Annotated in this window: 14 protein-coding genes and 1 pseudogene; 12 read left to right on the top strand and 3 right to left on the bottom strand. The window is 73.2% G+C overall.

Annotated features, from left to right (window positions below):
* Positions 1-33: 33 nt before the first annotated feature.
* Positions 34-1,287 carry a nucleotide sugar dehydrogenase gene (locus tag IG74_RS0125325; RefSeq protein ID WP_030681689.1) on the bottom strand — a complete coding sequence of 418 codons (1,254 nt, stop codon included), beginning with the start codon at positions 1,285-1,287 and terminating at the stop codon, positions 34-36.
* 227 nt (positions 1,288-1,514) lie between these two features.
* Here IG74_RS0125325 and IG74_RS0125320 point away from each other — a divergent pair, with 227 nt between their 5' ends.
* The 9 genes and pseudogenes from IG74_RS0125320 to IG74_RS0125280 all read left to right on the top strand — a co-directional run bounded on the left by IG74_RS0125320 (position 1,515) and on the right by IG74_RS0125280 (position 19,846).
* Positions 1,515-3,221 carry a glycerol-3-phosphate dehydrogenase/oxidase gene (locus IG74_RS0125320; RefSeq protein WP_030681686.1) on the top strand — a complete coding sequence of 569 codons (1,707 nt, stop codon included), beginning with the start codon at positions 1,515-1,517 and terminating at the stop codon, positions 3,219-3,221.
* A 229-nt stretch (positions 3,222-3,450) separates the two neighbouring features.
* Entirely contained in the window at positions 3,451-5,712 is a 2,262-nt protein-coding gene (locus tag IG74_RS0125315) for a serine/threonine-protein kinase (protein ID WP_030681683.1), read from the top strand.
* Between the two features lie 291 nt (positions 5,713-6,003).
* Positions 6,004-8,763: a protein kinase gene (locus IG74_RS0125310; protein WP_030681680.1), complete on the top strand. Its 2,760-nt coding sequence runs from the start codon at positions 6,004-6,006 to the stop codon at positions 8,761-8,763.
* A gap of 334 nt (positions 8,764-9,097) precedes the next feature.
* Positions 9,098-10,654, top strand: coding sequence for a serine/threonine-protein kinase (locus IG74_RS0125305; protein WP_030681678.1), 1,557 nt, complete (start codon positions 9,098-9,100; stop codon positions 10,652-10,654).
* Between the two features lie 190 nt (positions 10,655-10,844).
* Positions 10,845-12,536, top strand: coding sequence for a serine/threonine-protein kinase (locus IG74_RS0125300; RefSeq protein ID WP_030681677.1), 1,692 nt, complete (start codon positions 10,845-10,847; stop codon positions 12,534-12,536).
* 102 nt (positions 12,537-12,638) lie between these two features.
* Positions 12,639-14,366, top strand: a complete 1,728-nt coding sequence (locus IG74_RS0125295) for a serine/threonine-protein kinase (RefSeq protein WP_030681676.1) — start codon at positions 12,639-12,641, stop codon at positions 14,364-14,366.
* Positions 14,367-14,444: 78 nt separating this feature from the next.
* A pseudogene (locus IG74_RS54440) lies at positions 14,445-15,256 on the top strand (serine/threonine-protein kinase); the annotation flags it as partial.
* A 1,079-nt stretch (positions 15,257-16,335) separates the two neighbouring features.
* Positions 16,336-17,952: a succinic semialdehyde dehydrogenase gene (locus IG74_RS0125285; protein ID WP_030681675.1), complete on the top strand. Its 1,617-nt coding sequence runs from the start codon at positions 16,336-16,338 to the stop codon at positions 17,950-17,952.
* Positions 17,953-18,025: 73 nt separating this feature from the next.
* Positions 18,026-19,846 carry a GMC oxidoreductase gene (locus IG74_RS0125280; protein ID WP_030681672.1) on the top strand — a complete coding sequence of 607 codons (1,821 nt, stop codon included), beginning with the start codon at positions 18,026-18,028 and terminating at the stop codon, positions 19,844-19,846.
* 149 nt (positions 19,847-19,995) lie between these two features.
* Here the strand turns inward: IG74_RS0125280 and IG74_RS0125275 are convergent, their stop codons facing one another.
* Complete coding sequence (locus IG74_RS0125275) at positions 19,996-21,216, bottom strand: LAETG motif-containing sortase-dependent surface protein (RefSeq protein ID WP_234334452.1); 1,221 nt, start codon at positions 21,214-21,216, stop codon at positions 19,996-19,998.
* A gap of 208 nt (positions 21,217-21,424) precedes the next feature.
* On the opposite strand from IG74_RS0125275, the gene IG74_RS0125270 reads away from it, so the two are divergent.
* Entirely contained in the window at positions 21,425-21,826 is a 402-nt protein-coding gene (locus tag IG74_RS0125270) for a hypothetical protein (RefSeq protein WP_051855355.1), read from the top strand.
* A 174-nt stretch (positions 21,827-22,000) separates the two neighbouring features.
* The gene (locus tag IG74_RS0125265; protein WP_158857755.1) at positions 22,001-22,864 is read left to right on the top strand and encodes a hypothetical protein; all 864 of its coding nucleotides are present in this window, start codon (positions 22,001-22,003) and stop codon (positions 22,862-22,864) included.
* A gap of 762 nt (positions 22,865-23,626) precedes the next feature.
* On the opposite strand, the gene IG74_RS0125260 is transcribed toward IG74_RS0125265, so the two are convergent.
* Positions 23,627-23,968: a chorismate mutase gene (locus tag IG74_RS0125260; RefSeq protein ID WP_030681658.1), complete on the bottom strand. Its 342-nt coding sequence runs from the start codon at positions 23,966-23,968 to the stop codon at positions 23,627-23,629.
* Between the two features lie 548 nt (positions 23,969-24,516).
* On the opposite strand from IG74_RS0125260, the gene guaA reads away from it, so the two are divergent.
* Positions 24,517-26,106 (top strand): glutamine-hydrolyzing GMP synthase, encoded by a 1,590-nt coding sequence (gene guaA, locus IG74_RS0125255; protein WP_030681655.1) that lies wholly within the window; start codon positions 24,517-24,519, stop codon positions 26,104-26,106.
* Positions 26,107-26,132 lie beyond the last annotated feature (26 nt).

Below are 26,132 nucleotides of genomic sequence, written 5' to 3'. Positions count from 1 at the left end.
TGACCGGCGTGCCTCAGGGGATCGTCGTGACGGTCACAGCCGGTGGGCGGCGCCCGCCGGGGTCGCGCCCCGGGTGTCGAGCAGCAGTTGGGCCTTCACGGCCAGGCCCTGGAGGTCGTAGGTGCGGTGGTGCTGGAGCAGGATCGTCAGATCGGCGTCGGCGGCCGCTTCGTAGAGGCTGTCCGCGCGCGGGACAGGATGGCCGAGAACGTTCCAGTGGGCCACGTACGGGTCGTGGTAGCTCACGGCGGCGCCGAGCTGCATGAGGCGGACCGCGATCTCCTGGGCCGGGGCGCCCTGCTGGTCGGCGACGTCCGGCTTGTAGGTGACGCCGAGCAGCAGCACGCGCGCGCCGCGGGCGGACTTGCCGTGCTCGTTGAGCAGGGTCGCGGCGCGCTGGATGACGTAGCCGGGCATGCGGTCGTTGACCTGCTGGGCGAGTTCGACCATGCGCAGGGGGCGGGCGCCGTGGGCCGGGCCCGGCACCTCCAGGGGGGCGCCGTGGCCGCCGACGCCGGGGCCCGGCCGGAAGGCCTGGAAGCCGAACGGCTTGGTCTCGGCGCAGCGGATGACGTCCCACAGGTCGATGCCGAGGTCGTGGCAGAGCACGGCCATCTCGTTGACCAAGGCCATGTTCACGTGGCGGTAGTTGGTCTCCAGGAGGTGCACGGTTTCGGCCTCCCGTGGCCCACGCGCGCGTACGACCTTGTCGGTGAGGCGGCCGTAGAAGGCGGCCGCCGACTCGGTGCAGGCGGGGGTGAGGCCACCGATGACCTTGGGGGTGCCCGCGTAGCCGTGGGTGCGGCTGCCGGGGTCGAGGCGGCCGGGGGAGTAGGCGAGGTGGAAGTCGCGTCCGGCGCGCAGGCCCGAGCCCTCTTCGAGGAGGGGGCGGAGGAATTCCTCCGTGGTTCCCGGGTAGGCGGGCGATTCGAGGATGACCGTGGTGTGCGGGCGCAGGCGTGCGGCCAGGGCGCGGGCGGCATCGGCCACGTGGCCGAGGTCGAGCGTGCGGTCGGCCGCCTGCGGCGCGGGCGCGCAGATGACGGCGGTGCGGACCCGGCCGAGCTCGGCCGGGTCGGTCGTCGGCCGGAAGCCGCCCGCGAGCATGCGGCGGACATCGGCGGCGGTGAGGGTGCCCTCCGCGCCGTCGCCGGGGAGGCGGCCGCCGGCGAGCTCGGGTGCGCGGGCGGGGTCGTAGCCGATGGTGGCGATGCCGCTGTGGGCGGCGGCCCGGGCCAGGGGCAGGCCGAGGTGGCCGAGGCCGATGACGGCGAGGTCTGCTGGCATGGCGTGAGCCGTCCTTCCCAATAGCCGGAGCGGGACGAGGGCGCAAGCCCTGTGGACAAGATGGGCCAGCGCAATGTCAGACTAGGAGTAAATATGACCGATTTGCGGCATTGGGCTCCGTCCGACGTCGGAGTGTTGTCCACAGGCGGTGGCTGAACTCGGCGAGCGCGACAAGAATCTGGGCATGATGTGAGCGCGACCACAGCCGACGATCACGGGAGGCAGCGGTGAGGACAGCGACTCTGGGGCCGGCGGAGCGGGCCGAGTCACTCGCGGGCATGGCCGAGCGCGAGCTGGACATTCTCGTGGTGGGCGCCGGTGTGGTCGGCGCGGGCACCGCGCTCGACGCCGTGACGCGCGGCCTGACCACGGGCCTGGTCGAGGCCAGGGACTGGGCCTCGGGCACGTCGAGCCGGTCGAGCAAGCTCATCCACGGCGGCCTGCGCTATCTGGAGATGCTGGACTTCGCGCTGGTCAGAGAGGCCCTGAAGGAGCGCGGCCTGCTTCTGGAGCGCCTCGCCCCGCACCTGGTGAAGCCGGTGCCGTTCCTGTACCCCCTGCAGCACCAGGGCTGGGAGCGGCTCTACGCCGGATCGGGCGTCGCGCTGTACGACGCGATGTCGATGGCGCGCGGCCACGGCCGCGGCCTGCCCATGCACCGCCACCTGACCCGGCGTCACGCGCTGCGCGTGGCCCCCTGCCTGAAGAAGGACGCCCTCGTCGGCGCCCTGCAGTACTACGACGCGCAGATGGACGACGCCCGCTATGTCGCCACGCTCGTGCGCACCGCGGCGGCCTATGGCGCCAAGGCCGCCAACCGCGCGCGGGTGACGGGCTTCCTCCGCGAGGGCGAGCGGGTCGTCGGCGCCCGCGTCCAGGACGTCGAGGCGGGCGGGGAGTACGAGATCCGGGCGAAGCAGATCGTGAACGCCACCGGGGTGTGGACCGACGACACCCAGGCGATGGTCGGCGACCGCGGCCAGTTCCACGTCCGGGCGTCCAAGGGCATCCATTTGGTCGTACCGAAGGACCGGATCAATTCGACGACGGGTCTGATCCTGCGCACGGAGAAGAGCGTCCTGTTCGTCATCCCCTGGGGAAGGCACTGGATCGTCGGCACCACCGACACGGACTGGGACCTGGACAAGGCCCACCCGGCGGCCTCCAGCGCGGACATCGACTATCTCCTGGAGCACGTGAACTCGGTCCTCGCGGTCCCGCTCTCCCGCGACGACGTCCAGGGGGTGTACGCGGGCCTGCGCCCGCTGCTCGCCGGGGAGTCGGACGCCACGAGCAAGCTCTCCCGCGAGCACACGGTCGCGCACCCCGCGCCCGGCCTCGTCGTCGTGGCGGGCGGCAAGTACACGACGTACCGCGTGATGGCCAAGGACGCCGTGGACGAGGCGGTGCACGGTCTGGACCAGCGCGTCGCGGAGTGCGTCACGGAGGACATCCCCCTGGTCGGCGCCGAGGGCTATCGAGCGCTGTGGAACTCCCGCGCGGGCATCGCCGCCCGCACCGGACTCCACGTGGTGCGCGTGGAGCACCTGTTGAACCGCTACGGCTCCCTCGCCGAGGAGGTCATCGAGCTGATCGAGGGCGACGCCTCGCTCGGCGCCCCGCTGCACGCGGCCGAGGACTATCTGCGCGCCGAAATCGTCTACGCCGCCTCGCACGAGGGCGCCCGGCACCTGGACGACGTGCTCACCCGCCGCACCCGCATCTCCATCGAGACCTTCGACCGGGGCACGCGCAGCGCCCGCGAGTGCGCCGAGCTGATGGCGCCCGTGCTCGGCTGGGACGAGGACCAAGTCGAGCGCGAGGTCCAGCACTACGAGAAGCGGGTGGAGGCCGAGCGCGAGTCCCAGCGCCAGCCGGACGACCTGACGGCGGACGCGGCCCGCCTCGGGGCACCGGACATCGTGCCCCTCTAGAGGTAGAGCCGGGGGTTGTCAAGGAAGGACACGCCAGAGATCGGCCGGTTTGACCGGAGCGGGGTGGCCAAGGGGGGTATGGCCAGGGGGGTTTGGGGTGGTGCGCAGGGGTTCGCGTGGCGACGAAGTCCACCATGTGGGACATCCGACCCGCGGCGTTGACCGGTCCTCGGGTGAGGGACAATGAAGGCTCTGTCAGGGCGGGTTGTGCGGGTAGTTGAGGGGACGCATGTCGGAGGCGGAGCAGACGGGCGGGGCCCGTCAGGATCAGAGCGCGCGTCTCCTCGCGGGCCGGTACCGGCTCGGTGACGTGCTCGGCCGGGGCGGCATGGGCACGGTCTGGCGGGCGAAGGACGAGACGCTGGGCCGCACGGTCGCCGTGAAGGAACTGCGCTTCCCGTCGAGCATCGACGACGAGGAGAAGCGGCGCCTCATCACGCGCACCCTCCGCGAGGCCAAGGCGATCGCCCGGATCCGCAACACCGGCGCGGTGACGGTCTATGACGTGGTCGACGAGGACGACCGGCCGTGGATCGTGATGGAGCTGGTCGAGGGCAAGTCCCTCGCCGAGGCCGTCCGCGAGGACGGGCTGCTCACCGCGCGGCGCGCGGCCGAGGTCGGGCTCGCCGTGCTCGACGTGCTGCGCTCCGCGCACCGCGAGGGCATCCTGCACCGTGACGTGAAGCCGTCCAACGTCCTCATCGCCGAGGACGGCCGGGTGGTCCTCACCGACTTCGGCATCGCCCAGGTCGAGGGCGACCCGTCCATCACCTCGACGGGCATGCTCGTCGGCGCCCCCTCGTACATCTCGCCGGAGCGGGCGCGCGGCCACAAGCCCGGTCCCGCGGCCGACATGTGGTCGCTCGGCGGGCTGATCTACGCGGCGGTGGAGGGCGTCCCGCCGTACGACAAGGGCTCGGCCATCGCGACGCTGACCGCCGTCATGACCGAGGCGGTCGAACCGCCGCAGAACGCGGGTCCGTTGCTGGAGAAGGTCATCTACGGCCTGCTCGCCAAGGACCCCGAGCAGCGGCTCGACGACGCGAGCGCGCGGGCGCTGCTCCAGGAAGTGATCAACGCCCCGGACGGCTCGGTGGACAAGCGCCCCGAGGACCCGGCGGACGCCACGAAGGTCGTACCCCTGCCGCCCGTGCCCCCGCAGGCGCCCGGGACCTCCGGCGGCCGCAAGGGCGAGGAGGCGGCGGAGCGGCTGAAGGGCGCGTTCCGCTCGGTGCGCAAGAAGGCGGCCGCGGCCGCGACGTCCCGGGGCGCGGGAGCCGCGGCGGCCGGTGGCGGCACGGCGCTCGGCGGTTCCGGCACGGACGCCCCGGCCGGAGGCGCGACCGGGGCCTCGGGCGCCGGAGCGGTCGCTTCTGGGAACCGCACGACGGGTACGGGCACGGGAGCGGGCCCGAGCAGTGGTGAGCGTGCCTCCAGTGCGAGTTCGGGTGCGGGCGCCGGTGCCGGTGCGTCGGTGCGGCCGGCGACCGGTCAGGCGGCGACCCGTGTCACCCCGGTGAGTCCCGGCGCGGGCACGGGCCTCGGCGCCGGAGCCGGTTCCGGCGGCGGTGGCAGTGCCGGTGGCGGTGTCGGCGGCGGTGTCGGAATGAACTCCGCCGCCGTGGGCGGCGGTTCCCCGCACGGCCCCCGCGTCCCCGCCCAGCCCGGCACTCTGCCCGGGGCGCCGCCGAAGCCACCGGTCAGGGCGCCGCTCACGGACGTGGTGCCCCGGCGCACGCTGGTGATCATCGCGGTGGTCGTCGTGCTCGCCGTACTCGGCACCGTGCTGGCCTTCGCGCTCAACGGCGACGAGAGCGGCAAGGGCGGCAAGAGCGGCGACACCTCGGCCTCCAGCGGCGCGAGCGCGGGCGGCGAAGGCAAGGGCAAGGACGCGGACGAGGAGAAGTCCGGCGGTTCCGGACCGGGCAAGGACGACGGCGCCAAGGGCGACCGGGGCAAGGGCGACGACCAGGGCTCCGGCGAGGGCGACGGAGCGGGCCAGGGCGCGCCCATCGGCGGGGACGGCAAGGACAAGGGCAAGGACAGGGACAAGGGCGACGGCGCCGAGACGACGCACAAGCACCCGCAGGGCTTCTCGATCGGGCTGCCCAAGGGCTGGAAGTTCAAGACCACGGACCGCGCGGGCGCGCGTTTCACGGGCCCTGACGGCCAGCGGCTGCTCGTCGGCTGGACCACGACGCCCAAGGACAATCCGGTGGCGGACTGGAAGAACCAGGAGCTGTCCATGGTCCGGGCGCAGTACAAGCGGATCCGAATAGAGAAGGTGGACTTCCGCGGCTGGCTCACGGCCGACTGGGAGTTCACCTACGTCGACGGCGGCACGAAGTACCGCTCGGTGGACCGCGGCTTCGTGGTCAACAGCGGTCTCGGCTACGGACTGATGTACACGGCGAAGGCCGACGACTGGGACGCTGACCAGCGCCGGGACACCTGGCGGACGTTCACGCGCACGTTCCAGCCCAAGAAGTGACTGAAGAAGCGACCCGAGCGGTGACCCGAGAAGCGACCCGAACGGTGACGAGAAGCGAACCGAGTGGCGACCCGAGGAGTGACCGGAGCGGTGAGCGGGAGGCACCCCGCGGATGACCGGTGAGCGGTTCCCGAAGTGAGCCGGAACCGGTGGTTGACGATCCGGTGAGATCTGGCATCCCGTCAATACGGTCCGGCCTGGAGACGTATCGTGAGTGCTTGCGGAGGGTAAGCAAGCGCAACGAGCCGTAAAACGAACGGAATTGACCACCGGGCGGTTGGGGGAGGCATCGTGGAGGACTATGCGGGACGGGTGCTCGCCGACCGCTACCGCCTGCCGCTGCCGCCGGCCGATGAGTACGAGTTCGCCGAGACCCGCGCCTTCGACACCTACAGCGGCCAGGAAGTCCTGGTCAGGCAGGTTCCCCTGCCCGAGGTCGTCGAGGCGGAAGTGGTCGGCGACGAGGGCTACGGCGACGGCGACCTGAGTGACGTCCTGCCCGGCGGGCTGCCCGAGGGCTTCCGGAGCGCGGGCTCCGGCGCACGGGGCGCGCGGACCCCCCGGCGCCCCGGCGCGCGGGCCACCCGCAGGCCCAGCGACCCCGCGGTGCGCCGGGCCATCGAGGCCGCGCAGGCCGCCGCGCGCATCCCCGACCACCCGCGCCTCGACCAGGTCTTCGACGTGTTCGCGGAGGACGGCTCGCTGTGGATAGTGAGTGAGCTGGTGGCGGCCCGCCCGCTCGCCGCACTGCTCGCCGACAAACCGCTGGACGCCTTCCGCGCGGCGGAGGTCGCCGCCGACGTCGTGACCGCGCTGCGCGTGCTGCACGCGCACGGCTGGGTCCATCGGAACATCACCGCGCGCACGGTGCTCGTCTGCGACGACGGACGCGTGCTCCTCACGGGGCTCGCGGCGGGCGCGGCGGAAGAGGCCCTGTGCGGGTACGATCCGCGGCCCGAGGGCGAGGACTTCTCCGGCTTCACGGAGCCCGCGGGCGCGCTCGTGGACGAGGAGGCCCGGGGCGTGGCGGCGGCCCCGGAGCCCGCGTACGAGCCCGACCCGCCGTATCGGGCAGAGCCGCCGTACGCGGCCGACGCGTACGAGCCGGGCGCCGCGTACGAGACCGATCCCGCGTACGAGCCGGAGGCCGGGACCGCGCCCGACTACGAATCCGATCTGCGGGCGGCGCGTGCCGGTGCGATCGCCGCGTACCGCGCGGGCGCGGCACGGGCGGCGGCCCAAGTGGGCGAGGCGGCCCAGGCGGACACCGGGAGCGCCACCGGCCGGAGCGCGGACCCGTACGGGGTGCGCGGCGGCGACGGCGGTCGCGAGGCGTACGGCCATGGCGGTGGCAACGGCACGCGGGAGAGCTGGGAGAGCGGCGGCCGGAAGCAGTGGCACGGCGCCGTGCCGCGCGGCGGAGTGCCCGCGCAGGGCGAATCCCCGTCCCCGAGCCTGGCCAAGCGCGCGGCGCCGCCGCAGCGGCAGGCCCCGCCGGACGACGACGCGTACGACACGTACGACAGGCAGGGCACGAGCGGCCCGGGCAGCCGGAGCGGCACGCGTGGCCTGAGCGGCGCGAGCGGCATGAGCGGCACATACGACGACGCGTACGAGTCGTCGGCCGATGAGCACGGGAGCGACGAGCCGGACGGCCATGCGCTCAGTGGCCGTTGGGACGACCCCGCAGCCGAGGGGCGGCCCCGGCGCGGCCCCACCACCGCGCTCGCCGCCGAGCGGGCCCGGCACGCGCGGATGACCGTCGTCGGCGCGGTCACCGAGCGCTGGGCCCCCGAGCAGGCCGGTCCCGTGCACGAGAACTGGCAGCTCGCCGCGCCCATCGGGCCCGCCACCGACCTGTGGGCGCTCGGCGCGCTGCTGTTCCGCGCCGTCCAGGGGCACGCGCCGTACCCGGAGGAGAGCACCGCCGAGCTGGTGCAGATGGTGTGCGCCGAGCCGCCCGCGTTCGCCGAGGAGTGCGGGCCGCTGCGGCCGGTCGTGGAGTCGCTGCTGCGTCAGGACCCGACCGAGCGCATCGACTTCGAGGAGCTGAGCGGCTGGCTGCGCTCCCTGGTGCGGTCGGCGCCGGAGCCGGACGCGGGTGTGCACGTGGTCCCGGCACCGCCGTACGACGGCGGCAGGCTGCCCGTGGTGCGCCGCCGGGGCGAGGTCGTGCGCAAGCGGCGCCCGCCCGCGCCGGTCGCCACGGGCCACGGCCACGGCCGCCACAAGCGCGGCCGGGAGCACGGCAAGGACACCAGGCCGGTGCGGGCGCCCCGGCCGGAGCGGGAGCCGCGCCCCTCGCAGGGCCCGCGTTCGCTGGGCCGGGTGCTGCTCCTGGTGATCCTCGCGGGGCTCGTGGCCGCGGTGACGTACGCGATGCTGTTCATGCCCAAGGCCGACGAGAACGAGGGCGCGGGACGCACCGGGAACGCGGGCGGGTCGAGCACGGCCCCGGACGACCGCCCCGCGGGGAACGGCAAGCCGGACGACGACGGCAAGGAAGAGGGCAAGGGCCGGGGCGAGGAGCCGGGCAAGACGCCGGACGACGAGAAGAGCCCCCGTTCGCAGGAGCCACAGACCACCGAGCCCGACCTGGCGTCCGGTTTCGCGCTGCGCAAGGACACGGAGGGCTTCCGCGTCGCCGTGGCCAGCGGCTGGCAGCGCAGCCCCAAGAACGGCCGCGGGCAAGTCCTCTACACCCACGGAAAGTTCGAGCTCCTCGTCGTCCCGGGCCGGGACAGCACCGGGGAGTACGGCACGGACCCGATGAAGTACCAGAAGGAGGACGAGCGCGAACTCCAGCCGTTCCGCGACTCGTCCTGGGCCACCTCCAGCGGGATGCGCCGGGTCGACGTGGGCGGCCGCGCCATGGCGGAGGGCCAGTTCACCTGGCAGGCCTCCGACGGCACGGAGGTCTTCGTCCGCAATCTGGTGCTGATCGCGGACGGCAAGTACCACGTGGTGCAGGTGCGCGGCCCGGAGGCCGAGCGGGACGAGGTGGACCGGCTGTACGAGCAAGCGTCGAAGTCGTACCAGGCCGTCGGCTGACCGCGCCTCACACGCTCCGGCCGGAGGCTGCCACCGCGCACCGCGCACCGCGCACCGCGCACCGCGAGGCCTCAGCGCCCCGCACTGCCCCGCCGCGCCCCGCACCACCCGGAGCCCGGCCGCGCGCCCCCGGCAGGCACAATCGGAAGTAACCCCTCCATACGCGGGGAAATCGCGAGGAATCACGGAGGAACGGCGAAGAACCGGAGCCGCATCCGTCACAGTGCGGCTTCCGGCCACCCCCTCCCGTTCCCTGCCTTCCCACGCCTCCTTACCCTTGGCTCTGTCAGAACCTGGGCCCTGTCAAGACCAACTGCGGGGGAACGTGAATCAGATGCAGGGCCTGCTCCTCGCCGGCCGCTACCGGCTCGGTGAGTCCATCGGCAGCGGTGGCATGGGGCGGGTGTGGCGTGCGCGGGACGAGGTGCTGCACCGGACCGTCGCCGTCAAGGAACTGACGGCCGCCCAGTGGGTGCAGGAGGCCGACCGCGCGGTCCTGCTGACCCGCACGCAGACGGAGGCCCGGGCCCAAGCGCAGATCAACCACTCCGCCGTCGTCACCGTCCACGACGTGCTCGAGTACGACGACCGGCCGTGGATCGTGATGGAACTGGTCGAGGGCCGCTCGCTCGCCGACGCGGTCAAGGAGCAGGGCCGCGTGGAGGCGCGCGAGGTCGCCCGCATCGGCCTGTGGGTGCTGCGGGCCCTGCGCGCCGCGCACACCGCGGGCGTCCTGCACCGCGACATCAAGCCGGGCAACGTGCTGCTCTCGCACGACAGCCGGGTGCTGCTCACCGACTTCGGGATCGCGGCGATCGAGGGCGACAAGACCATCACGCGCACCGGCGAAGTGGTGGGATCCGTCGACTACCTGGCGCCCGAGCGGGTCAGCGGCGCCAACCCCGGCCCCGCGGCCGACCTGTGGGCGCTCGGCGCGACGCTGTACACGGCGGTGGAGGGCAACTCGCCGTTCCGCCGCACCTCGCCGCTCGGCACCATGCAGGCCGTGGTGACGGAGGAGCCCACGGCGCCCGCGCACGCCGGTGCCCTCGGCCCCGTCATCGCCGCGCTGCTGCGCAAGGACCCGACCGCACGGCCGAGCGCGGACGAGGCCGAGCAGATGCTCGCGGAGGCCGCGGAGGGCCGACGGCCCAGCGCGGCGCAGGCGTACGTACCGACGCGCACCAACCAGCTGCCGCCGCCCGTGGCACCCCCCGTGGCCCAGCCCGTGACCGCGCCGCAGCCGACGCCCGCGGCCCCCGCGGCGCCCGGCCGGGGACGCTGGGCCAGGCGACTCGCGCTGGTCGCCGCGGCGGCGCTGCTCGGCGGCGGCGCGGTGTTCGGGTACTTGCAGTACGGCGGCGACGGCGAGGGCCGTGCCCGCGCCGATGCCGGTGAGGAGCGGAACAGCAAGGGCGGCAAGGACGGTGACAAGGTTGTCGGCGGCATCCCCGCCGACTGGGTGCGGGTGCGCGACGCCGAGGGCTTCAGCCTGATGCTGCCCAAGGGCTGGGCACGGCGCGTGGACGGCAGCCAGATCGACTACACGCCGGACAACGGTCGCCACTTCGTCCGCATCGCCGTCGACCGCAGCCCGGACTTCGACAGCCCCTACGCCCACCAGCTCGACCTGGAGAGACAGCTCAAGCTGCCCGACTTCCGGCGCCTGCACCTGAACTCCAACAGCTTCCGCGACCGGCCGGGCGCGCTGTGGGAGTTCAGCTGGACGGCGGGCTCGAACGACACCACCAAGGGCCCCCGGCACGCGATCTCGCAGGCGTACATCAGCCGGGACGGCGTCGAGTACGTGATCTACATGTCGGGTCCCGAGGAGAGCTGGGACAAGACGCGGGAGCAGTTCGACGCAGTGCTGCGCGGCTGGCGCGACTGACCCGCCCCCCCCGCCTGCCATACGCGCCGTCCCGCCCGCCGTACGCGCCGCCCACGCCTGCCGTACGCGCCGCCCCGCCCGCCGTACGCGCCGCCCACGCGCGCCGCGTGGGCGGCCTGAACTGGCCGGTCTCCGGCCCCACCTGCGGCGGCCCGGATCGATGGCCACACCTCTGGGGCATGATGGCCGCATGGGGAGCCTGGGTGACAGCACCCGTGTGATCGCCGGTCGTTACCGCCTCGAAGCGCGGCTCGGCCGGGGCGGCATGGGTGTCGTGTGGCGGGCCAGCGACCAGCTCCTCGGCCGCCGCGTCGCCGTCAAGGAGATCGTGGTCGACGAGACCCTCTCCGACGAGGACGCCGCCCGGCAGCGCGAGCGCACCCTGCACGAGGCGCGGGCGGTGGCGCGCCTGCGGCATCCGCACATCGTGGTCGTGCACGACGTGCTCGTCCAGGACGGCAACGCCTACCTCGTCATGGAGTACGTCGACGGCGGTTCGCTGGCGGGGCGCATCGCCCGCTCCGGGCCGCTCGGCCCGCACGCGGCCGCCCGGGTCGGCCTCGATCTGCTCGGCGCGCTGCGCACCGCGCACGCCGCCGGGATCCTGCACCGCGACCTGAAGCCCGCGAACGTCCTCATCGAGGAGGCCACCGGGCGCGTCGTCCTCACGGATTTCGGCATCGCGCAGGTCAGCGGGGCCACGACGCTCACCGAGAGCGGGACGTTCGTCGGCTCGCCCGAGTACACCGCGCCCGAGCGGATGTCCGGCGAGCGCACCGGGCCCGCGTCCGACCTGTGGTCGCTCGGGGCGCTGCTCGTCGCGGCGGTCAGCGGCGAGTCGCCGTTCCGCCGCGACTCGATCGGCGGGGTGCTGCACGCCGTCGTCTTCGACGAGATCCGCCCGCCGCCCGCCGCGGCGCCGATCGCGCCCGTGGTTCTCGGTCTGCTCGAACGCGACCCGGAGAGACGGCTCGACGTGACCGCCGCGGAGCGGCTGCTGCGGACGTACGTCGTGACCGGCACGATGCCGCGGCTCAACGGGGACCGGGCGGGCCCCGGCCTGCTGCCCGCCGCGTTACGCCCGGGACGCCAGCCGCCGACCCCGCGTGACCTGCCCAGATACCCGCGGACCAGGGCCGCGGTGCTGCTTCCGCTGCCGGCGGACCCGTACGAGCGGGGACCGCACGGCGGCCAGCGGCGGCTGAACCGCCGGCAGGGCCGCACGATGCTCATCGCCGCCGTCCTCGTCGCCGCCGTCGCGGGCGGCGCGGTCTCGGCCGCCGCGCTCCTGCTCGGCCGCGACGGCGAAGGGGAGGGGGGAAATCCGGCCACGTCGACCTCGCAGGACGTGCCCGGCACCGCGGCCACGAGCGCCCCCCGGCCCACCGCCACCTCCACGGTCACCAAGACGCCGGACTCCGTGCGGCCCTCCACGCCCGACGCCCCGCGCGGCTACCGCCTGGCGAAGGACCCACGCGGCTTCGCGCTCGCCGTGCCCACGGGCCACCGGCGCACCACGGACGGGCCGCGCACCTTCTACAGCTCCCCGGACGGCGCCTTCACCGTCGGCATCGAGGCCGCGAAACCGGTGCCCGGCGGCCCGGCCGCCGCCCAGCGCCGCGCCGACGCGAAGGGCCCCGAGCACAGCCCCGGCTACCGCGCCGGGCAGGTCACCGAGACCACCCGCAACGGCCGCCCCGCCGCGCTGCGCCAGTTCACCTGGGACGGCCCCGGCGCCGGGGCAGGCGCGCGCCGCACCTACGACCTGTGCTGGGAGGAGGGCGGGCGGATGTACGACGTGTGGGTGTCGGCACCGCTGTCCGAAGCCGGGCAGGGGCGGCGGTACTTCGACACCGCGGTCGACACGTTCGTACGCCGCTGACGGGCCTGGTGGGGGCGTGAGTTCCCGGGCCGTGCATCACCCCGGTCACAAGTAGGGGCCCCGGCTGGAATCAGACACGCCCGGCAAGGTAGTCATGGGTCCATGAGCAACGACGGGGGAGCCGGCTACGGCCCGCACGACACCACCAGTTACGGGCTGCAGCCGCCGCAGCCTCCTGAGCAGGGTGGGACGCCGTATCCGCATCCGTACGCCGAGCCGACGCAGGTCGTCCCGAACCAGCAGGCACCGTCCGGCGGGCAGCCGCCCGCCGCGCCGCAGGCACCGTCGGCTCCGGCCGCGCAGCCCACCCGGTCCGAACCGGGCGCGGGCCGTCTCGTGGGTGGCCGGTACCGGCTGCTCAGCAAGCTCGGGCACGGCGGCATGGGCACGGTCTGGCGGGCCAAGGACGAGACCGTGGACCGCGAGGTGGCCGTCAAGGAGCCGCGCGTCCCCGACCACCTGCCCGACCGCGAGCGCGCCAACGCCTTCGAGCGGATGCGCCGCGAGGCCCGCGCCGCCGCCCGCCTCGACCACCCGGCGGTCGTGAACGTCCACGACGTCGTCGTCGAGGACGGCCAGCCGTGGATCGTCATGGAGTTCGTACGGGGCCGCTCGCTCGGCGCCGCGCTGCGCGAGGGCACCCTCGGCGCGCGGGAGGCGGCGCGCGTCGGCCTCGAAGTGCTCGGCGCCCTGGAGGCGGCGCACGCGGCGGGCATCCTGCACCGCGACGTGAAGCCGGACAACGTGATGCTCGGCGACCACGACCGCGTCGTCCTCACCGACTTCGGCATCGCCCAGATCGAGGGCGAGACGAATCTGACGGACACCGGCGGCTTCGTCGGCTCGCCCGAGTTCATCGCCCCCGAGCGCGTCCTCGGCCAGCGGCCGGGTCCGGCGTCCGACCTGTGGTCGCTCGGCGTCGTCCTGTACGCGGCGACGGAGGGCGTGTCGCCCTTCCGCCGCAGCAACACGCCCGCGACGCTCCAGTCCGTCCTCAACGCCACGCCCGCCGCGCCCGCCTCCGCGCAGGGCCCGCTCGCCGACGCCATTAATGGCCTGCTGCACAAGGACCCCGGGCACCGCCCGAACGCGGGGCGGGTGCGGGCGCTCCTGGAGCAGGCCGCCGAGCCGCCGCGGCCGCCCGCCACCCAGCTGATCACGGTCGCGGGCGACGCGCCGTCCCGCGGCAAGGGCGTGTTCCTCAGCCGCAAGGCGCTCGCGGTCGTCGGGGGCGTGGCCGCCCTCGCGGTGGCGGCAGGAGCGGTCGTGGCCCTCGATCCGTTCGGCGGCTCGTCGGACGACGATCCCTGGGAGCGGCACGAGGAGAAGAACCTCGGGGCCACGGTGTCGGCGCCCAAGGGGTACGTGGGGTGGGTGCCCGGTGACGACGCGGCGGAGAAGGAGCACTGGGTCTCGTACCGGGACACCAGCGGCCAGATCTCGGTGACGCTGTCCCTCGACAAGAAGTCCGAGGACGAGTCGGGGTACATCGCGGCCACCTCCATGGCCGAGGCGTACGAGGACATGAAGGACCTGGAGGGCGGCAGCTCGGTGCTCAACTCGGCGCTGAGCCCCGACAAGGTGGGGTCCGGCAAGAAGACCACGCAGGGCGACTACAAGGGCAGCCAGTCCGCGGAGAACCTCGTCCCTTACACGAACGTGGAGAGCGAGCGGGAGTACCCGCGCGAGGCCACGATCTTCTACTACCGGACCAAGTCCGGGGACATGTACAAGCTGTGGATCGACTACCCGGCCAAGAGCGACTTCACCGAGCGCGGCCGCGAGGTGGCGGAGAAGGCCATCGCGGACCTGGAGATCAGCAAGCCCTGACGCGGCGGGTGCTGACGCTCGGTCACGGGGCGATCACCGGGCTGGCCCCCGCGCGTCCGCGCACGGTACTCATGAGACATGAGTACTGAGGGCGGACGTGTGATCGGGGGCCGCTACCGGCTCGTCGAGCGCATCGGCTCCGGGGGCATGGGCACCGTGTGGCGTGCCGTCGACGAGCTGGTGGACCGCGAGGTCGCCGTCAAGGAGCCGCGGCTGCCCGGCGATCCGCACGGCGAGGAGCGGCGGCGCGCGTACGCCCGGCTCCGGCGGGAGGCGCGGGCGGCGGCGCGGGTCGAGCACCCGGCGGCCGTCGCCGTCCTCGACGTGGTCGTCGAGGACGACGAAGTGCCCTGGATCGTCATGGAGTTGATCCGTGGCGAGTCGCTGCACGAGGTGCTCAGGCGCGGCGCCCTGTCGCCCGCCGAGTCCGCTCGCATCGGCCTCGCCCTCGTCGGCGCGCTCGCGGCCGCGCACGCCAAGGGCATCGTGCACCGCGACGTGAAGCCCGCGAACGTGCTGCTCGGGCCGCACGGCCGTGTCGTGCTCACCGACTTCGGCATCGCCCGCATCCAGGGCGAGGAGTCCCTGACGGTCAGCGGCGAGTTCGTCGGCTCGCTGGAGTTCATCGCCCCCGAGCGGATGTCGGGCCCCGGCGCGGGCCCGGCCTCCGACCTGTGGTCCCTCGGCGTCCTGTTGTACGCGGCCGTGGAGGGCCGCTCTCCGTTCCGCCGTACGACGCTGGAGTCGACCCTCGCGGCCGTCCTCGCGGCACAGGCGCCGAAGCCCGGGCAGGCGGGCGAACTGGGCCCCTGATCGAGGCGTTGCTGCACCGGGACCCGCAGGAGCGCCCTACCGCGCCGGAGGTGGCGGCGGCGCTCGGTGAGGTGGCGGAGTCGCCCGCCGACGTGGTGCGCGAGGAGGCCGTGCCGCACCGGAGGGATCCAGCCTCTCCGGCGTTTGAGGACGAGGCGCGGAGCGCCGATGGGGAGGGCTCGGCGGGCGAAGCCCCCGGTTCGGGAAGGGGCGGGCCCGGGGGCCGTGCGGCAGCGGCCCGCCGTCGCACCCCCACCCTGCTCGCCGGGGCCCTCGTGGGCGCCCTGCTCGTCGGCGGCGGAGTCTGGCTCGGCACCTCCCTGGCGGACGGCGACGGCGGGGAGGCGTACGAGGAGGGGCAGTCGGTCTCCGACGTGGGCGAAGAGATCGGCGAGATGGGCGAGTTCCCGCCCGCCGAGGTGGCGCCGGAGGAGTCCGTGGCGTCGGGCGCGAGCAAGCCGTCGTCCGGCCCGCGCTGGAAGGCGCACAAGGAGCGCGCGCTGTCCGCCGAGGTCTCCGTGCCGGCCTCGTACACGGAGGTCGTCCGCGACCCGGCGAACCCGAGCGGCGAGAACGGCGAGAACGCCGAGGACGCTGACAACGCCGCATACGTCGAGTACTCCGAGCCGGGCGGCCGGGTCTTTCTGCGGCTCACCAAGTCCGCGAAGCCTCCCGCGAAGAACGCGCTCGCCTGGGCGGACCAGGAGCGTCAGGAGTACGAGGAACCGCCGTACGACGCGGTCACCACGGCCATGTCCCCGACGAGCTTCCACGGCCAGGGCGCGGCGCTGCTCGACGCCGCGTACAAGAAGGGCGAGGCGGGTGAGAAGCGCGAGGGGAAGACGGATCCGGCGGTCACCCGTGAGATGCGGCTGATGATCCTCACCGATGCCGGTGAGGCCTACGAGCTGATGGTGCGGATGCCCAAGGGCGTCGCCGGGCACGAGAAGCGGGGCACCGCTCTCTTCAAGGCCGCGCGGGACCGTCTGAAGGTGGGCAAGGGCGCGACCGGCTCCGGCTAACGCCCTGATCAGCGGCTTTGCTGCCAGCGGGCACTGGCGCGGTGCAGGAGGGGTGCCGAGCCCGCGTGGGAGAGCGGTGAAAGCTCGTTACCCATGGGTACCCAAAGCGTCCGCCCAGGCATACGCTCACCGTCATGACGGACTCGCAGGCCCCCGCGGCATCCCTCGGTACGAACCCGATCGCTCAGGCCCCGCGCGGTGCCCGCACCGCCGCCGACGTGGTCACGCCGGAACTGGTGGCCCAGCTCACCCGGGGCGTGCTCGGCTCGGGCCGCACGGCCAACCACACGCCGTTCACCGGCGAGCAGTTGGCCGAGCTGCCGGAGTCCACGCCCGAGGACGTCGCCACCGCCTTCCAGCGGGCCCGTACCGCGCAGATCGCCTGGGCGCGCACGCCGGTGCGCCAGCGCGCCGCCGTGCTCCTGCGCTTCCACGACCTGCTGCTCCAGCGCCAGGGCGAGGCGCTCGACCTGATCCAGCTGGAGACCGGCAAGGCGCGGCTGCACGCGCACGAGGAGATCCAGGCCGTCGTCGTCGCGGCCCGCCACTACGGCCGTCGCGCGCCCGCCTATCTGAGCCCCAAGCGCCACACCGGTGTCGTACCGGCCCTGACGAAGGTCACCGAGCTGCGTCAGCCGCGCGGTGTCGTCGGCCAGATCGCGCCGTGGAACTACCCCTTGGAGCTGTCCATCGGCGACGCGCTGCCCGCGCTCGTCGCGGGCAACGCCCTTGTCATGAAGCCGGACACGGAGACCGCCCTGACCGCGCTGTGGGCCAGGGACCTCATCGTCGAGGCGGGGCTGCCCTCCGAGGTGTTCCAGGTCGTGCTCGGCGAAGGCCCCGTCGTGGGCCCCGAGATCGTCAAGCACGCCGACTACGTCTCCTTCACCGGCTCGACGCGCACCGGGCGCGAGGTCGCCACGGGCGCCGCGGCCCGGCTCGTCGGCGTCTCCCTCGAACTCGGCGGCAAGAACGCCATGCTGGTCCTGCACGACGCCGACGTGGAGAAGGCCGCCGCGGGCGCGGTGCGCGCCTGCTTCTCCTCCGCGGGCCAACTGTGCATATCCATCGAGCGGTTGTACGTCCACGAGTCGATCGCGGACGTGTTCGTCGAGCGGTTCGCCGCGCGCACCAGGGCGATGCGGCTCGGGCGCTCGCTCGCTTACGGCGCCGAGATGGGCTCGCTGGTCGGCGAGCGGCAGCTGGAGACCACCCGGCGCCACGTCGACGAGGCCGTCGCCAAGGGCGCGACCCTCGTCGCGGGCGGCACGGCCCGGCCCGACATCGGCCCGTACTTCTACGAGCCCACCATCCTCGACGGCGTCGAGTCGCCCATGGCCGTGTGCACGGAGGAGACCTTCGGCCCGGTCGTCTCGATCTACCGCTTCACCGACGAGAACGAGGCGGTGGAGCTCGCCAACGCGACGCCCTACGGCCTGAACTCCTCGGTCTGGACGAAGGACGGCAAGCGCGGCCGCGCGGTCGCCGCCCGCCTGCGCACCGGCACCGTGAACGTCAACGAGGGCTTCGCGCCCGCCTACGGCAGCGTGCAGTCGCCGATGGGCGGCATGAAGGACTCGGGTCTCGGCCGCCGCCACGGCTCCGAGGGCATCCTCAAGTACACCGAGGCGCAGACCGTGGCCCACCAGCGCCTCATGCCGCTGGCGCCGTCGTTCGGCATGGACGACGAGAAGTACGCGAAGTTCATGACGACGAGCCTGAAGGTGATGAAGGCCTTGCGGCTGCGTTGACGGGAGCGCCCCGAAGGGGCGCGGGGAACTGCGCGACCAGCCACGACGAGCCCGCAGATGCGAGGAGACCCCAATGCCGCAGGAGAACTCCGTCCAGAGCGAGGACGGCGCGGGCCACGACTACGACGTCATCGTCATAGGCTCCGGCTTCGGAGGCTCCGTGGCCGCGCTGCGGCTCACCGAGAAGGGCTACCGCGTCGGCGTCCTGGAAGCGGGCCGCCGCTTCACCCGCGCCACGCTGCCCAAGAACTCCTGGGACCTGAAGAACTACCTATGGGCCCCGGCACTCGGCCTTTACGGCATCCAACGCATCCATCTGCTGGGCAACGTGATGGTCCTGGCGGGCGCGGGCGTGGGCGGCGGATCGCTGAACTACGCGAACACGCTCTACGTACCGCCTGCGGCGTTCTTCGACGATCCGCAGTGGAAGGGCATCACGGACTGGCAGGACGAGCTGCGTCCGTACTACGAGCAGGCCAAGCGCATGCTCGGGGTGCGGCTCAATCCAACGACGACTCCCTCCGACGTCCATCTCAAGGCGGCCGCCGAGGCCATGGGGGTGGGCGACAGCTTCCACATGGCACCGGTCGGTGTCTTCTTCGGCGACGGACGGGACGCCACCGGTGAGTCAACGGCCGGGCCCGGCGCGGAAGTTCCCGACCCGTACTTCGGCGGCGCGGGCCCCGCGCGCCGGGCCTGCACCGAGTGCGGCGAGTGCATGACGGGCTGCCGCCACGGCGCGAAGAACACGCTCACCGAGAACTACCTGTACCTCGCCGAGAAGGCCGGCGCGGTCATCCACCCGATGACGACCGTGGTCGCCCTCACCGAGGACTCGCGCGGCGGCTACGCCGTGGCCACGCTGCCCACCGACAACAAGCGCAAGGGCAAGGGGCACACGTTCCGGGCCCGCCGCGTCGTCCTGGCCGCGGGCACCTACGGCACGCAGACGCTGCTGCACCGCATGAAGGACAGCCATCTGCTGCCGCGCGTCTCCCGGCGCCTCGGCGAGCTGACCCGCACCAACTCGGAGGCCCTGGTGGGCGCGCAGACCTCCGACCGGCGCTACCGCAAGCGCCACGGCAGCACCCAGGGCGACCGGGCCGACTTCAGCAGGGGCGTGGCCATCACCTCGTCCATCCACCCGAACGGCACCACCCACATCGAGCCCGTCCGCTACGGCAAGAAGTCCAACGCGATGGGCAGCCTGACCCTGCTCCAGGTGCCGTACACCGCCAAGGGCGGCAAGGCGCGCGTCGCGGGCTGGCTCGCCAACTCCGCCCGCCACCCGGTGCTCACCCTGCGCTCCCTGTCGAACCGCCGCTGGTCGGAGCGCACGATCATCGGCCTCGTCATGCAGACCCTTGACAACTCGCTGACCACGTACCGCAAGGAGAAGGGCCTGGGCAAGGGCCTGCTGACGGCCCGGCAGGGCCACGGCGCGCCCAACCCGGACCAGATTCCGGAGGCCACCCGCGCCGCGACCCTCATCGCGGAGGAGATCAACGGCTTCCCCGGTTCGAACGTCGGCGAGCTGATGGGCACCCCGCTCACCGCGCACTTCCTGGGCGGCTGCCCGATCGGCGACTCGCCGGAGACGGGCGTCATCGACCCCTACCACCGGCTGTACGGCCACCCGGGGATCTCCGTGGTCGACGGCTCGGCGGTGTCCGCGAACCTCGGCGTGAACCCGTCCCTCACGATCACCGCGCAGGCGGAGCGCGCCATGTCGTTCTGGCCGAACAAGGGCGGCGCCGATCCGCGTCCCGCGCAGGGCGTCGCGTACGTGCGTCTCGCGCCGGTCGAGCCGAAGTCCCCGGCGGTCCCGGCGGACGCGTTCGGGGCGCTGCGGCTGCCGTTCCTCGGGATGCCGGTGGTACCGCCCAAGGGGTGACTGGGCGGGGCTCCAGGGGCTCTCCAGCGGCTCCTGGGGCTCGCGGGGCTTCAAGGGGTCCGGAATGGCGAAAGGACCTGCACCCCCCTCCGAGTGCAGGTCCTTCGCGTCTTGCGGTGGTCTCGTGTCACATCCGCGCGCGGAGCGCGTTACGCAGCGTCCGAGTTACCACGACGGCGCACCACGAACACGGCGCCCGCGCCCGCGACGACGGCGACGCCGCCCACGATGCCGATGGTCGGCAGCGCGGAGCTCGACCCGGTCTCGGCGAGGCTGCCGCTGGGCGTCGGGGCCGTCGTCACGGTGGTGTGCTTGATGGGCTTGATGCCGCCCTGCGGCTTGGGCGCGGGGCGCGGGGCGGGCTTGTCCGGCAGCTCGATGGCCTCGCCCGGGTAGTCGATGTCGCTGCCCGGCTTCAGGACCGTGAACTCGAAGAAGTCGAACGAGCTGTGCGTGCACTCGAGCTCGGCGTCCGTGTAGCCGCCGAGGCCGAGCGCGTAGCCCGGGCCCGCCGGGGCCTTGGCGCTGATGTCGAGGCGCAGCTGGAGCTCGATCTGCTCGTGGGCGCCCAGCGTGGTCTTCCCGAAGTAGCTGCCGTCCGAGACCTCGTCGACGATCGACTTCCAGCCCTTGGCCTCGGGGTCGAAGTACTGGATGCGCGCGTACGTGCTCAGCCAGTTCCGCTCGTGCTCGCTGTTGGAGAAGTTGTCCACGGCCGCGAGCCAGTTGACCTCGCCGAGCTCGTCGTCGCTGGGGTTGGCCGCGGTCAGCGTGAACTCGTGCCAGCCGCTGCCCGCGACGATCTTGCCGGGCAGGCCCTTGAGGCTCAGTTCGAGGCGGCTGTCGAGGTCCTCGCCGGTCTCGTCGTCGACCTCGCAGGGCTCGGGGGAGGGCTTCTCCTCGTGGTCCTTGCCCTTGGACGGGGGCTTGGGGCCTTCTTCGCCGCCGGGCTTGCCGCCCTCGTCACCGGGCTTGCCGCCGGGCTCCTCGCCCGGCTTCTCACCGGCACCCGGCTTCTCGCCGGGCTTCTGCGCGCCGCCGGGCTTGCCGCCGGGCTCAGCGGGCTTGTCGGCACCGGGCTCATCGGGGCCGCCAGGCTCGCCACCGGGCTTCTCCGCCGGATCCTCCGTGCCTGGTGTGGGCGTGGGCGTGGCGGCGGGGTCCGGGGTCTCGCTCACGCTCGTGCCGGGCGTCGTCGCGTCGCCCTCGGTCGCGAGCGCGGCCGGGGCCGAGAGCAGCGCGAGCGGGGCGAGCGCGGCGGTGGCGGCCGCGGCGGCCAGGGCACGGCGAAGCTTCATGAAGACCTCGGTGAGTCCGGCGTGCCGCGCGTCCCTGCGCGGCACGAAGCTGGGGCCTCCGCGCCGAGACACGGAAGTGGCCGTAGTTACGCATGCATGACTTGTGTTTCCTGTGAATGGTTGCACCCGAACTCACGGAAACTTTATGTGGTTTGGGTCACACCTCGGGAGGATGTGAAGGGTCCGGGCTTGTGCGGCCCTCGTGGGGTGTCGTAGAACTTCCCCCGTTTGCAAGCGAGATGGACCCGCTGCGGGGCAACGGGCGGGGGAGGGGAGCACAGTGTCCGTGCAGTCGCCGCGCGAGCCCGAAGACGAGGGGCCCATATCCGACGAGGTGTGGCGGAGGTTCGCGGAGGACAGCGAGCGGGACATCCGCGCGTCGGCGCCCAAGGAGCCGTCGGCGCGGGCGCGCATGGTGGCCGAAAGGCTGCGCAAACTGGACGCGGAGGCGGCTCGGCAGCAGGCCGAGGGCACGGTGGGGCGCAAGCGCCGCAAGCGCAAGGAGGCGGCCGCCGCGCCCTGGCGTCCGGACGACTGGCGGGCCGCGCCCACCGGGCCGCGCCGCGGCGGCGCCGGGTCCGGGCGCTGGCGCCAGGTCCGCAGCGTGGTGATCGTCGTGGGCTTCATGGTCCTCGCGATCCTGCTCCTGAGCCCGTACCGGTTCTGGCCCTGGCAGGGGTGACCGTTTGCAATTCGATGCCGAACCGTGGAACCACCTGCGGCGATCTTCGGTCGTAGAGGGGGTGCGGGTGACTCCGCACCTGTGTTCCGCGTTCTGAAGTGCTGCGAGCTGCGAGCTGCGAGCTGCGTGCTGCGGAACCGGTTGCGGAATCGGTCAAGGCGAAAGTAGGGGAACGTGAAGTCAGCTGTGTCGCGCGTGGTGGTGGCCGCCTCGGTCGCGGCGACGCTGGGTCTGACCGCCGCGTGCGGCGGCGGTGACGGCGGCGGCCGTGACGAGGGCAAGTCGTCGACGGAGCAGGCGAAGCCGAAGGAGCGGGACAGCGCCGGAGCCCCGGACGCCGATGGCGGACGCGCACGTGACGGCGGCGGCTCAGGAGGCGGTGGTGGCGCGCGTGACGGCGGTGGCGCCCCCGCCAAGCTGACGGCGGCGTCCCTGGCCAAGGGCGACGTCCGCGGCCACGACGTGGCGACGCGCAAGCCGAACAAGCTGGAGGCCGCGTGGGCCGGAGCGTCGGCCTCCCCGGCCGCCTGCGCACCCTTGGCGGACCTCCTGACGTCCGCCACCCCGCCCGGCGCGAAGGGCCACGTCGGCCGCACCGTCACCGGCAAGGGCGCCCGTAACGTGTCGACGACGGACGTCGAGCTGTACGCGTACGCCAGTGAGGACGCGGCCGCGCGCGCCCTCGGGAAGCTGCGCACGGCCGCCGATGCCGGGAAGTGCGCCGCCTTCCGCACCGGCGACCTGCGCTACTCGGGCGTCAAGGCGCTGACCGCGCCGGACAAGGGTGACGGAGCCGTCAGCTACCGCCTCGGCAGCCGTCAGGGCGAGTTCCTGAAGCGCTGGACGGTCACCGTCGTGCGCGAGGGGTCCACGCTCGTGTCCTTCGCCGCGTCGAACTTCTACGACCCCCGGAGCGCGGCGCTGGACAAGGAGAGCCGCGAGGCCGGGGAGCCGGACCTGCCGGCGACGGACGCGGCGGACGCGCAGCCGAAGGTTCCCGCGGCGGTCATGGACGCGCAGCTGGCCAAGGTGAAGTAGGCGCCGAGCGGCGGCGGGCCGGGCCCGCCGCCGCTCGGCGCACGAGCGAAGGGCCCCGCGGGACGGAACCGCGGGGCCCTTGGCTGTCAGCACCGACGTCAGGGCAGCGTCGGTGCTTCGGGGCGGCGCCGGGGGGAGTACGCCGCTGGCTCGTGTGCCGGTGGCCGACCCGGCGCGCAAGGGGCGCACATCTGGTCCAGACCAATGGCAATGGAATTCTGTAGTGCTGGGCTGCTCGCTCGCCCTCTTACGCATCGTGGAGGATGGCCGGTTCTCCGCGCAACCGTTTCGACCGCATCCACTTGTGCCCGAGGGGAACACCCGAGCGGAAGAGCTTGAGGCCGGTCGGCCCCGGGCGTCCCCGGAGCCGACCGTTCCCTGGGTGACCGGGCTGCTGTCCCCTGCCGTCCGGTCACATCTCTGGGGCGAGGTCCCACGGCGTACGAATGATCCGTACGCCTCATCGCCCCAGCGGAGGAGCCACGCGTGGTTCTTTCGGGCCCGCCCCTGGCTGGCACGGACATCGGGACCAACGAAGGCCGTCGGGAACCGGTCACGCGCCGTACGGGTGAGAAGGCGTCCGAACTCAGGTCCGTGGCGCAGCGGTTCCGCGTGCGCGCGTACCCCCTCTCGGGCGGGGCCGGACCGCTCCCGGCGTGCCCTTGCCGGGCGGATGGCGCGCCCTCGCCGAGCGGATGGCGCGCCCTTGCGGAGCGGAGGGTGTGGCCCTGTCGAGCGGCTGGTGTGCCCCTGCCGGACGGCTCAGACGCGGCCGCGGCACAGTTCGAGGAGCGTCATCGCGAGCGCGGTGCCGGGCTTGCCGAGCGCGTCCCGGTAGTGGGCGAGGATCTCCATCTCGCGCGAGAGGTTCACGCGCCGCCCGCCCGAACCGATGCGGGCCTCCTGGATCACCGCCGAGACCGCCATCCGCTCCTGGACCAGACCAATGATCCGGTCGTCGAGCGCGTCAATCCGCTCACGGGCGCCGCCGATCAGCTCGGCGGCTTCGGGCGTACGGGCCCCGGTCCGCTCGGGCGCGGGCGTGCGGGCCGGGGCGGTGGGCTGCTGCGTGGCGGCGGTCGTGGTGGCGGTCGTGGCGGTCATGGTGGGGCTCCTCGCTGAATCGGATGGCGGCGGTGCCCCGGGATAAGGACCCGGAAACGACGGGACGCCCCGGGCCTTGTCGGCCCGGGGCGCCTGGGAAGTCGCTTGTCAGGTGATCAAGCAGCTCGACCATGGCAGCCGGCGGGCCGGATGCCATAGGTAAAGAGGAAGCTGAGGTGCTTGGTCACGGAGCCAGTATGCCCCCAGGCGCGCACGGCGGGTCAAACCGGTGTGTGACCTGACTCGCATGCTGAGACGCGGGACCGCTGCCCTCTCCGGGCTGCCCTGAGGGCTGCCGGTCCGCCCACAGGGCTGGAACCGGCCTGGACGGGACGGTCGGGCGGGCCCGGGAGCGGGGGCCGGGCGGCCGTCGGGAAGCCCCTGCCGCCGGGCCTTCGGGCCCGCGGTCCGTCGGATACGACGAAGGCGCCACGCCCAGGCCCGTTAGAATCGACAAAACAACCCCAGCTCCAACCGCGCGCGCACCCCTCGTGCACCCTTCCGCTCACGAACCTCCTGCGCACGCTCAACGCCGGAAGGCCGCCGCCGTGTCCTCAGCGACTCCCGCTGCCGCCGCTCCCGACACCGTTCTGGTCGTCGACTTCGGAGCGCAGTACGCCCAGCTCATCGCCCGCCGCGTCCGCGAAGCCCGGGTCTACAGCGAGATCGTGCCGAGCACCATGCCGGTCTCTGAGATGCTCGCCAAGAACCCTGCGGCGATCATCCTCTCCGGCGGCCCGTCTTCGGTGTACGCGGAACAGGCCCCGTCGGTCGATCGCGCCCTGTTCGAGGCGGGCGTCCCCGTCTTCGGCATGTGCTACGGCTTCCAGCTGATGGCGACCACCCTCGGCGGCACCGTCGACAACACCGGCGCCCGTGAGTACGGCCGCACCCCGCTCAGCGTCTCCAAGCCCGGCTCGACCCTCTTCGAGGGCACCCCGGCCGAGCAGTCCGTGTGGATGTCCCACGGCGACGCGTGCAGCGCCGCCCCCGAGGGCTTCGCCGTCACCGCCTCCACGGACGTCGTCCCGGTCGCCGCCTTCGAGAACGACGAGAAGAAGCTCTACGGCGTCCAGTACCACCCCGAGGTCATGCACTCCACGCACGGCCAGCAGGTCCTGGAGCACTTCCTCTACCGCGGCGCGGGCCTGAAGCCGAACTGGACCACCGGCAACGTCATCGACGAGCAGGTCGCCGCCATCCGCGCCCAGGTCGGCACCAAGCGCGCCATCTGCGGCCTGTCCGGCGGCGTCGACTCCGCCGTGGCCGCCGCCCTGGTGCAGAAGGCCATCGGCTCCCAGCTCACCTGCGTGTACGTCGACCACGGCCTGATGCGCCAGGGCGAGACCGAGCAGGTCGAGAAGGACTTCGTGGCCGCCACCGGCGTGCAGCTGAAGGTCGTCGACGCCCAGGAGCGGTTCCTCGCCGCGCTCGCCGGGGTGTCCGACCCCGAGGAGAAGCGGAAGATCATCGGGCGCGAGTTCATCCGCGTCTTCGAGCAGGCCCAGGCCGAGATCGTCGCCGAGGGCGCCGCCGACGGCGAGGCCGTCGAGTTCCTGGTCCAGGGCACCCTCTACCCGGACGTCGTCGAGTCCGGCGGCGGCACCGGCACCGCCAACATCAAGTCCCACCACAACGTGGGCGGCCTCCCCGAGGACCTCGAGTTCCAGCTCGTCGAACCGCTGCGCAAGCTGTTCAAGGACGAGGTGCGCATGGTCGGCCAGGAGCTCGGCCTGCCCGACGAGATCGTCCAGCGCCAGCCCTTCCCGGGCCCCGGCCTCGGCATCCGCATCGTCGGCGAGGTCACTCGCGAGCGGCTCGACCTGCTGCGCGAGGCCGACGCCATCGCCCGCGAGGAGCTGACCGCCGCCGGGCTCGACCGCGAGATCTGGCAGTGCCCCGTGGTGCTCCTCGCCGACGTCCGCTCCGTGGGCGTCCAGGGCGACGGCCGCACCTACGGCCACCCGATCGTGCTGCGCCCCGTCTCCTCCGAGGACGCCATGACGGCCGACTGGTCGCGCCTGCCGTACGACGTGCTCGCGAAGATCTCGACCCGCATCACCAACGAGGTCGCCGACGTCAACCGTGTCGTCCTCGACGTGACCAGCAAGCCGCCGGGCACCATCGAGTGGGAGTGACCCGACCGCAGGGGCCGAGCCCCACG

The sequence above is a fragment of the Streptomyces sp. NRRL B-1347 genome (assembly GCF_000720325.1).
Taxonomy (GTDB): domain Bacteria; phylum Actinomycetota; class Actinomycetes; order Streptomycetales; family Streptomycetaceae; genus Streptomyces.
Note: the sequence above shows the minus strand (reverse complement) of the source record. Positions and strands in the feature narration are given on the sequence as shown.

Coding starts and splice junctions, on each gene's coding strand:
- IG74_RS0125295 (WP_030681676.1), top strand. CDS start 12,639: ATGAGCAACGACGGGGGAGCCGGCTACGGCCCGCACGACACCACCAGT.
- IG74_RS0125285 (WP_030681675.1), top strand. CDS start 16,336: ATGACGGACTCGCAGGCCCCCGCGGCATCCCTCGGTACGAACCCGATC.
- IG74_RS0125300 (WP_030681677.1), top strand. CDS start 10,845: ATGGGGAGCCTGGGTGACAGCACCCGTGTGATCGCCGGTCGTTACCGC.
- IG74_RS0125260 (WP_030681658.1), bottom strand. CDS start 23,968: ATGACCGCCACGACCGCCACCACGACCGCCGCCACGCAGCAGCCCACC.
- IG74_RS0125280 (WP_030681672.1), top strand. CDS start 18,026: ATGCCGCAGGAGAACTCCGTCCAGAGCGAGGACGGCGCGGGCCACGAC.
- IG74_RS0125315 (WP_030681683.1), top strand. CDS start 3,451: ATGTCGGAGGCGGAGCAGACGGGCGGGGCCCGTCAGGATCAGAGCGCG.
- IG74_RS0125305 (WP_030681678.1), top strand. CDS start 9,098: ATGCAGGGCCTGCTCCTCGCCGGCCGCTACCGGCTCGGTGAGTCCATC.
- IG74_RS0125325 (WP_030681689.1), bottom strand. CDS start 1,287: ATGCCAGCAGACCTCGCCGTCATCGGCCTCGGCCACCTCGGCCTGCCC.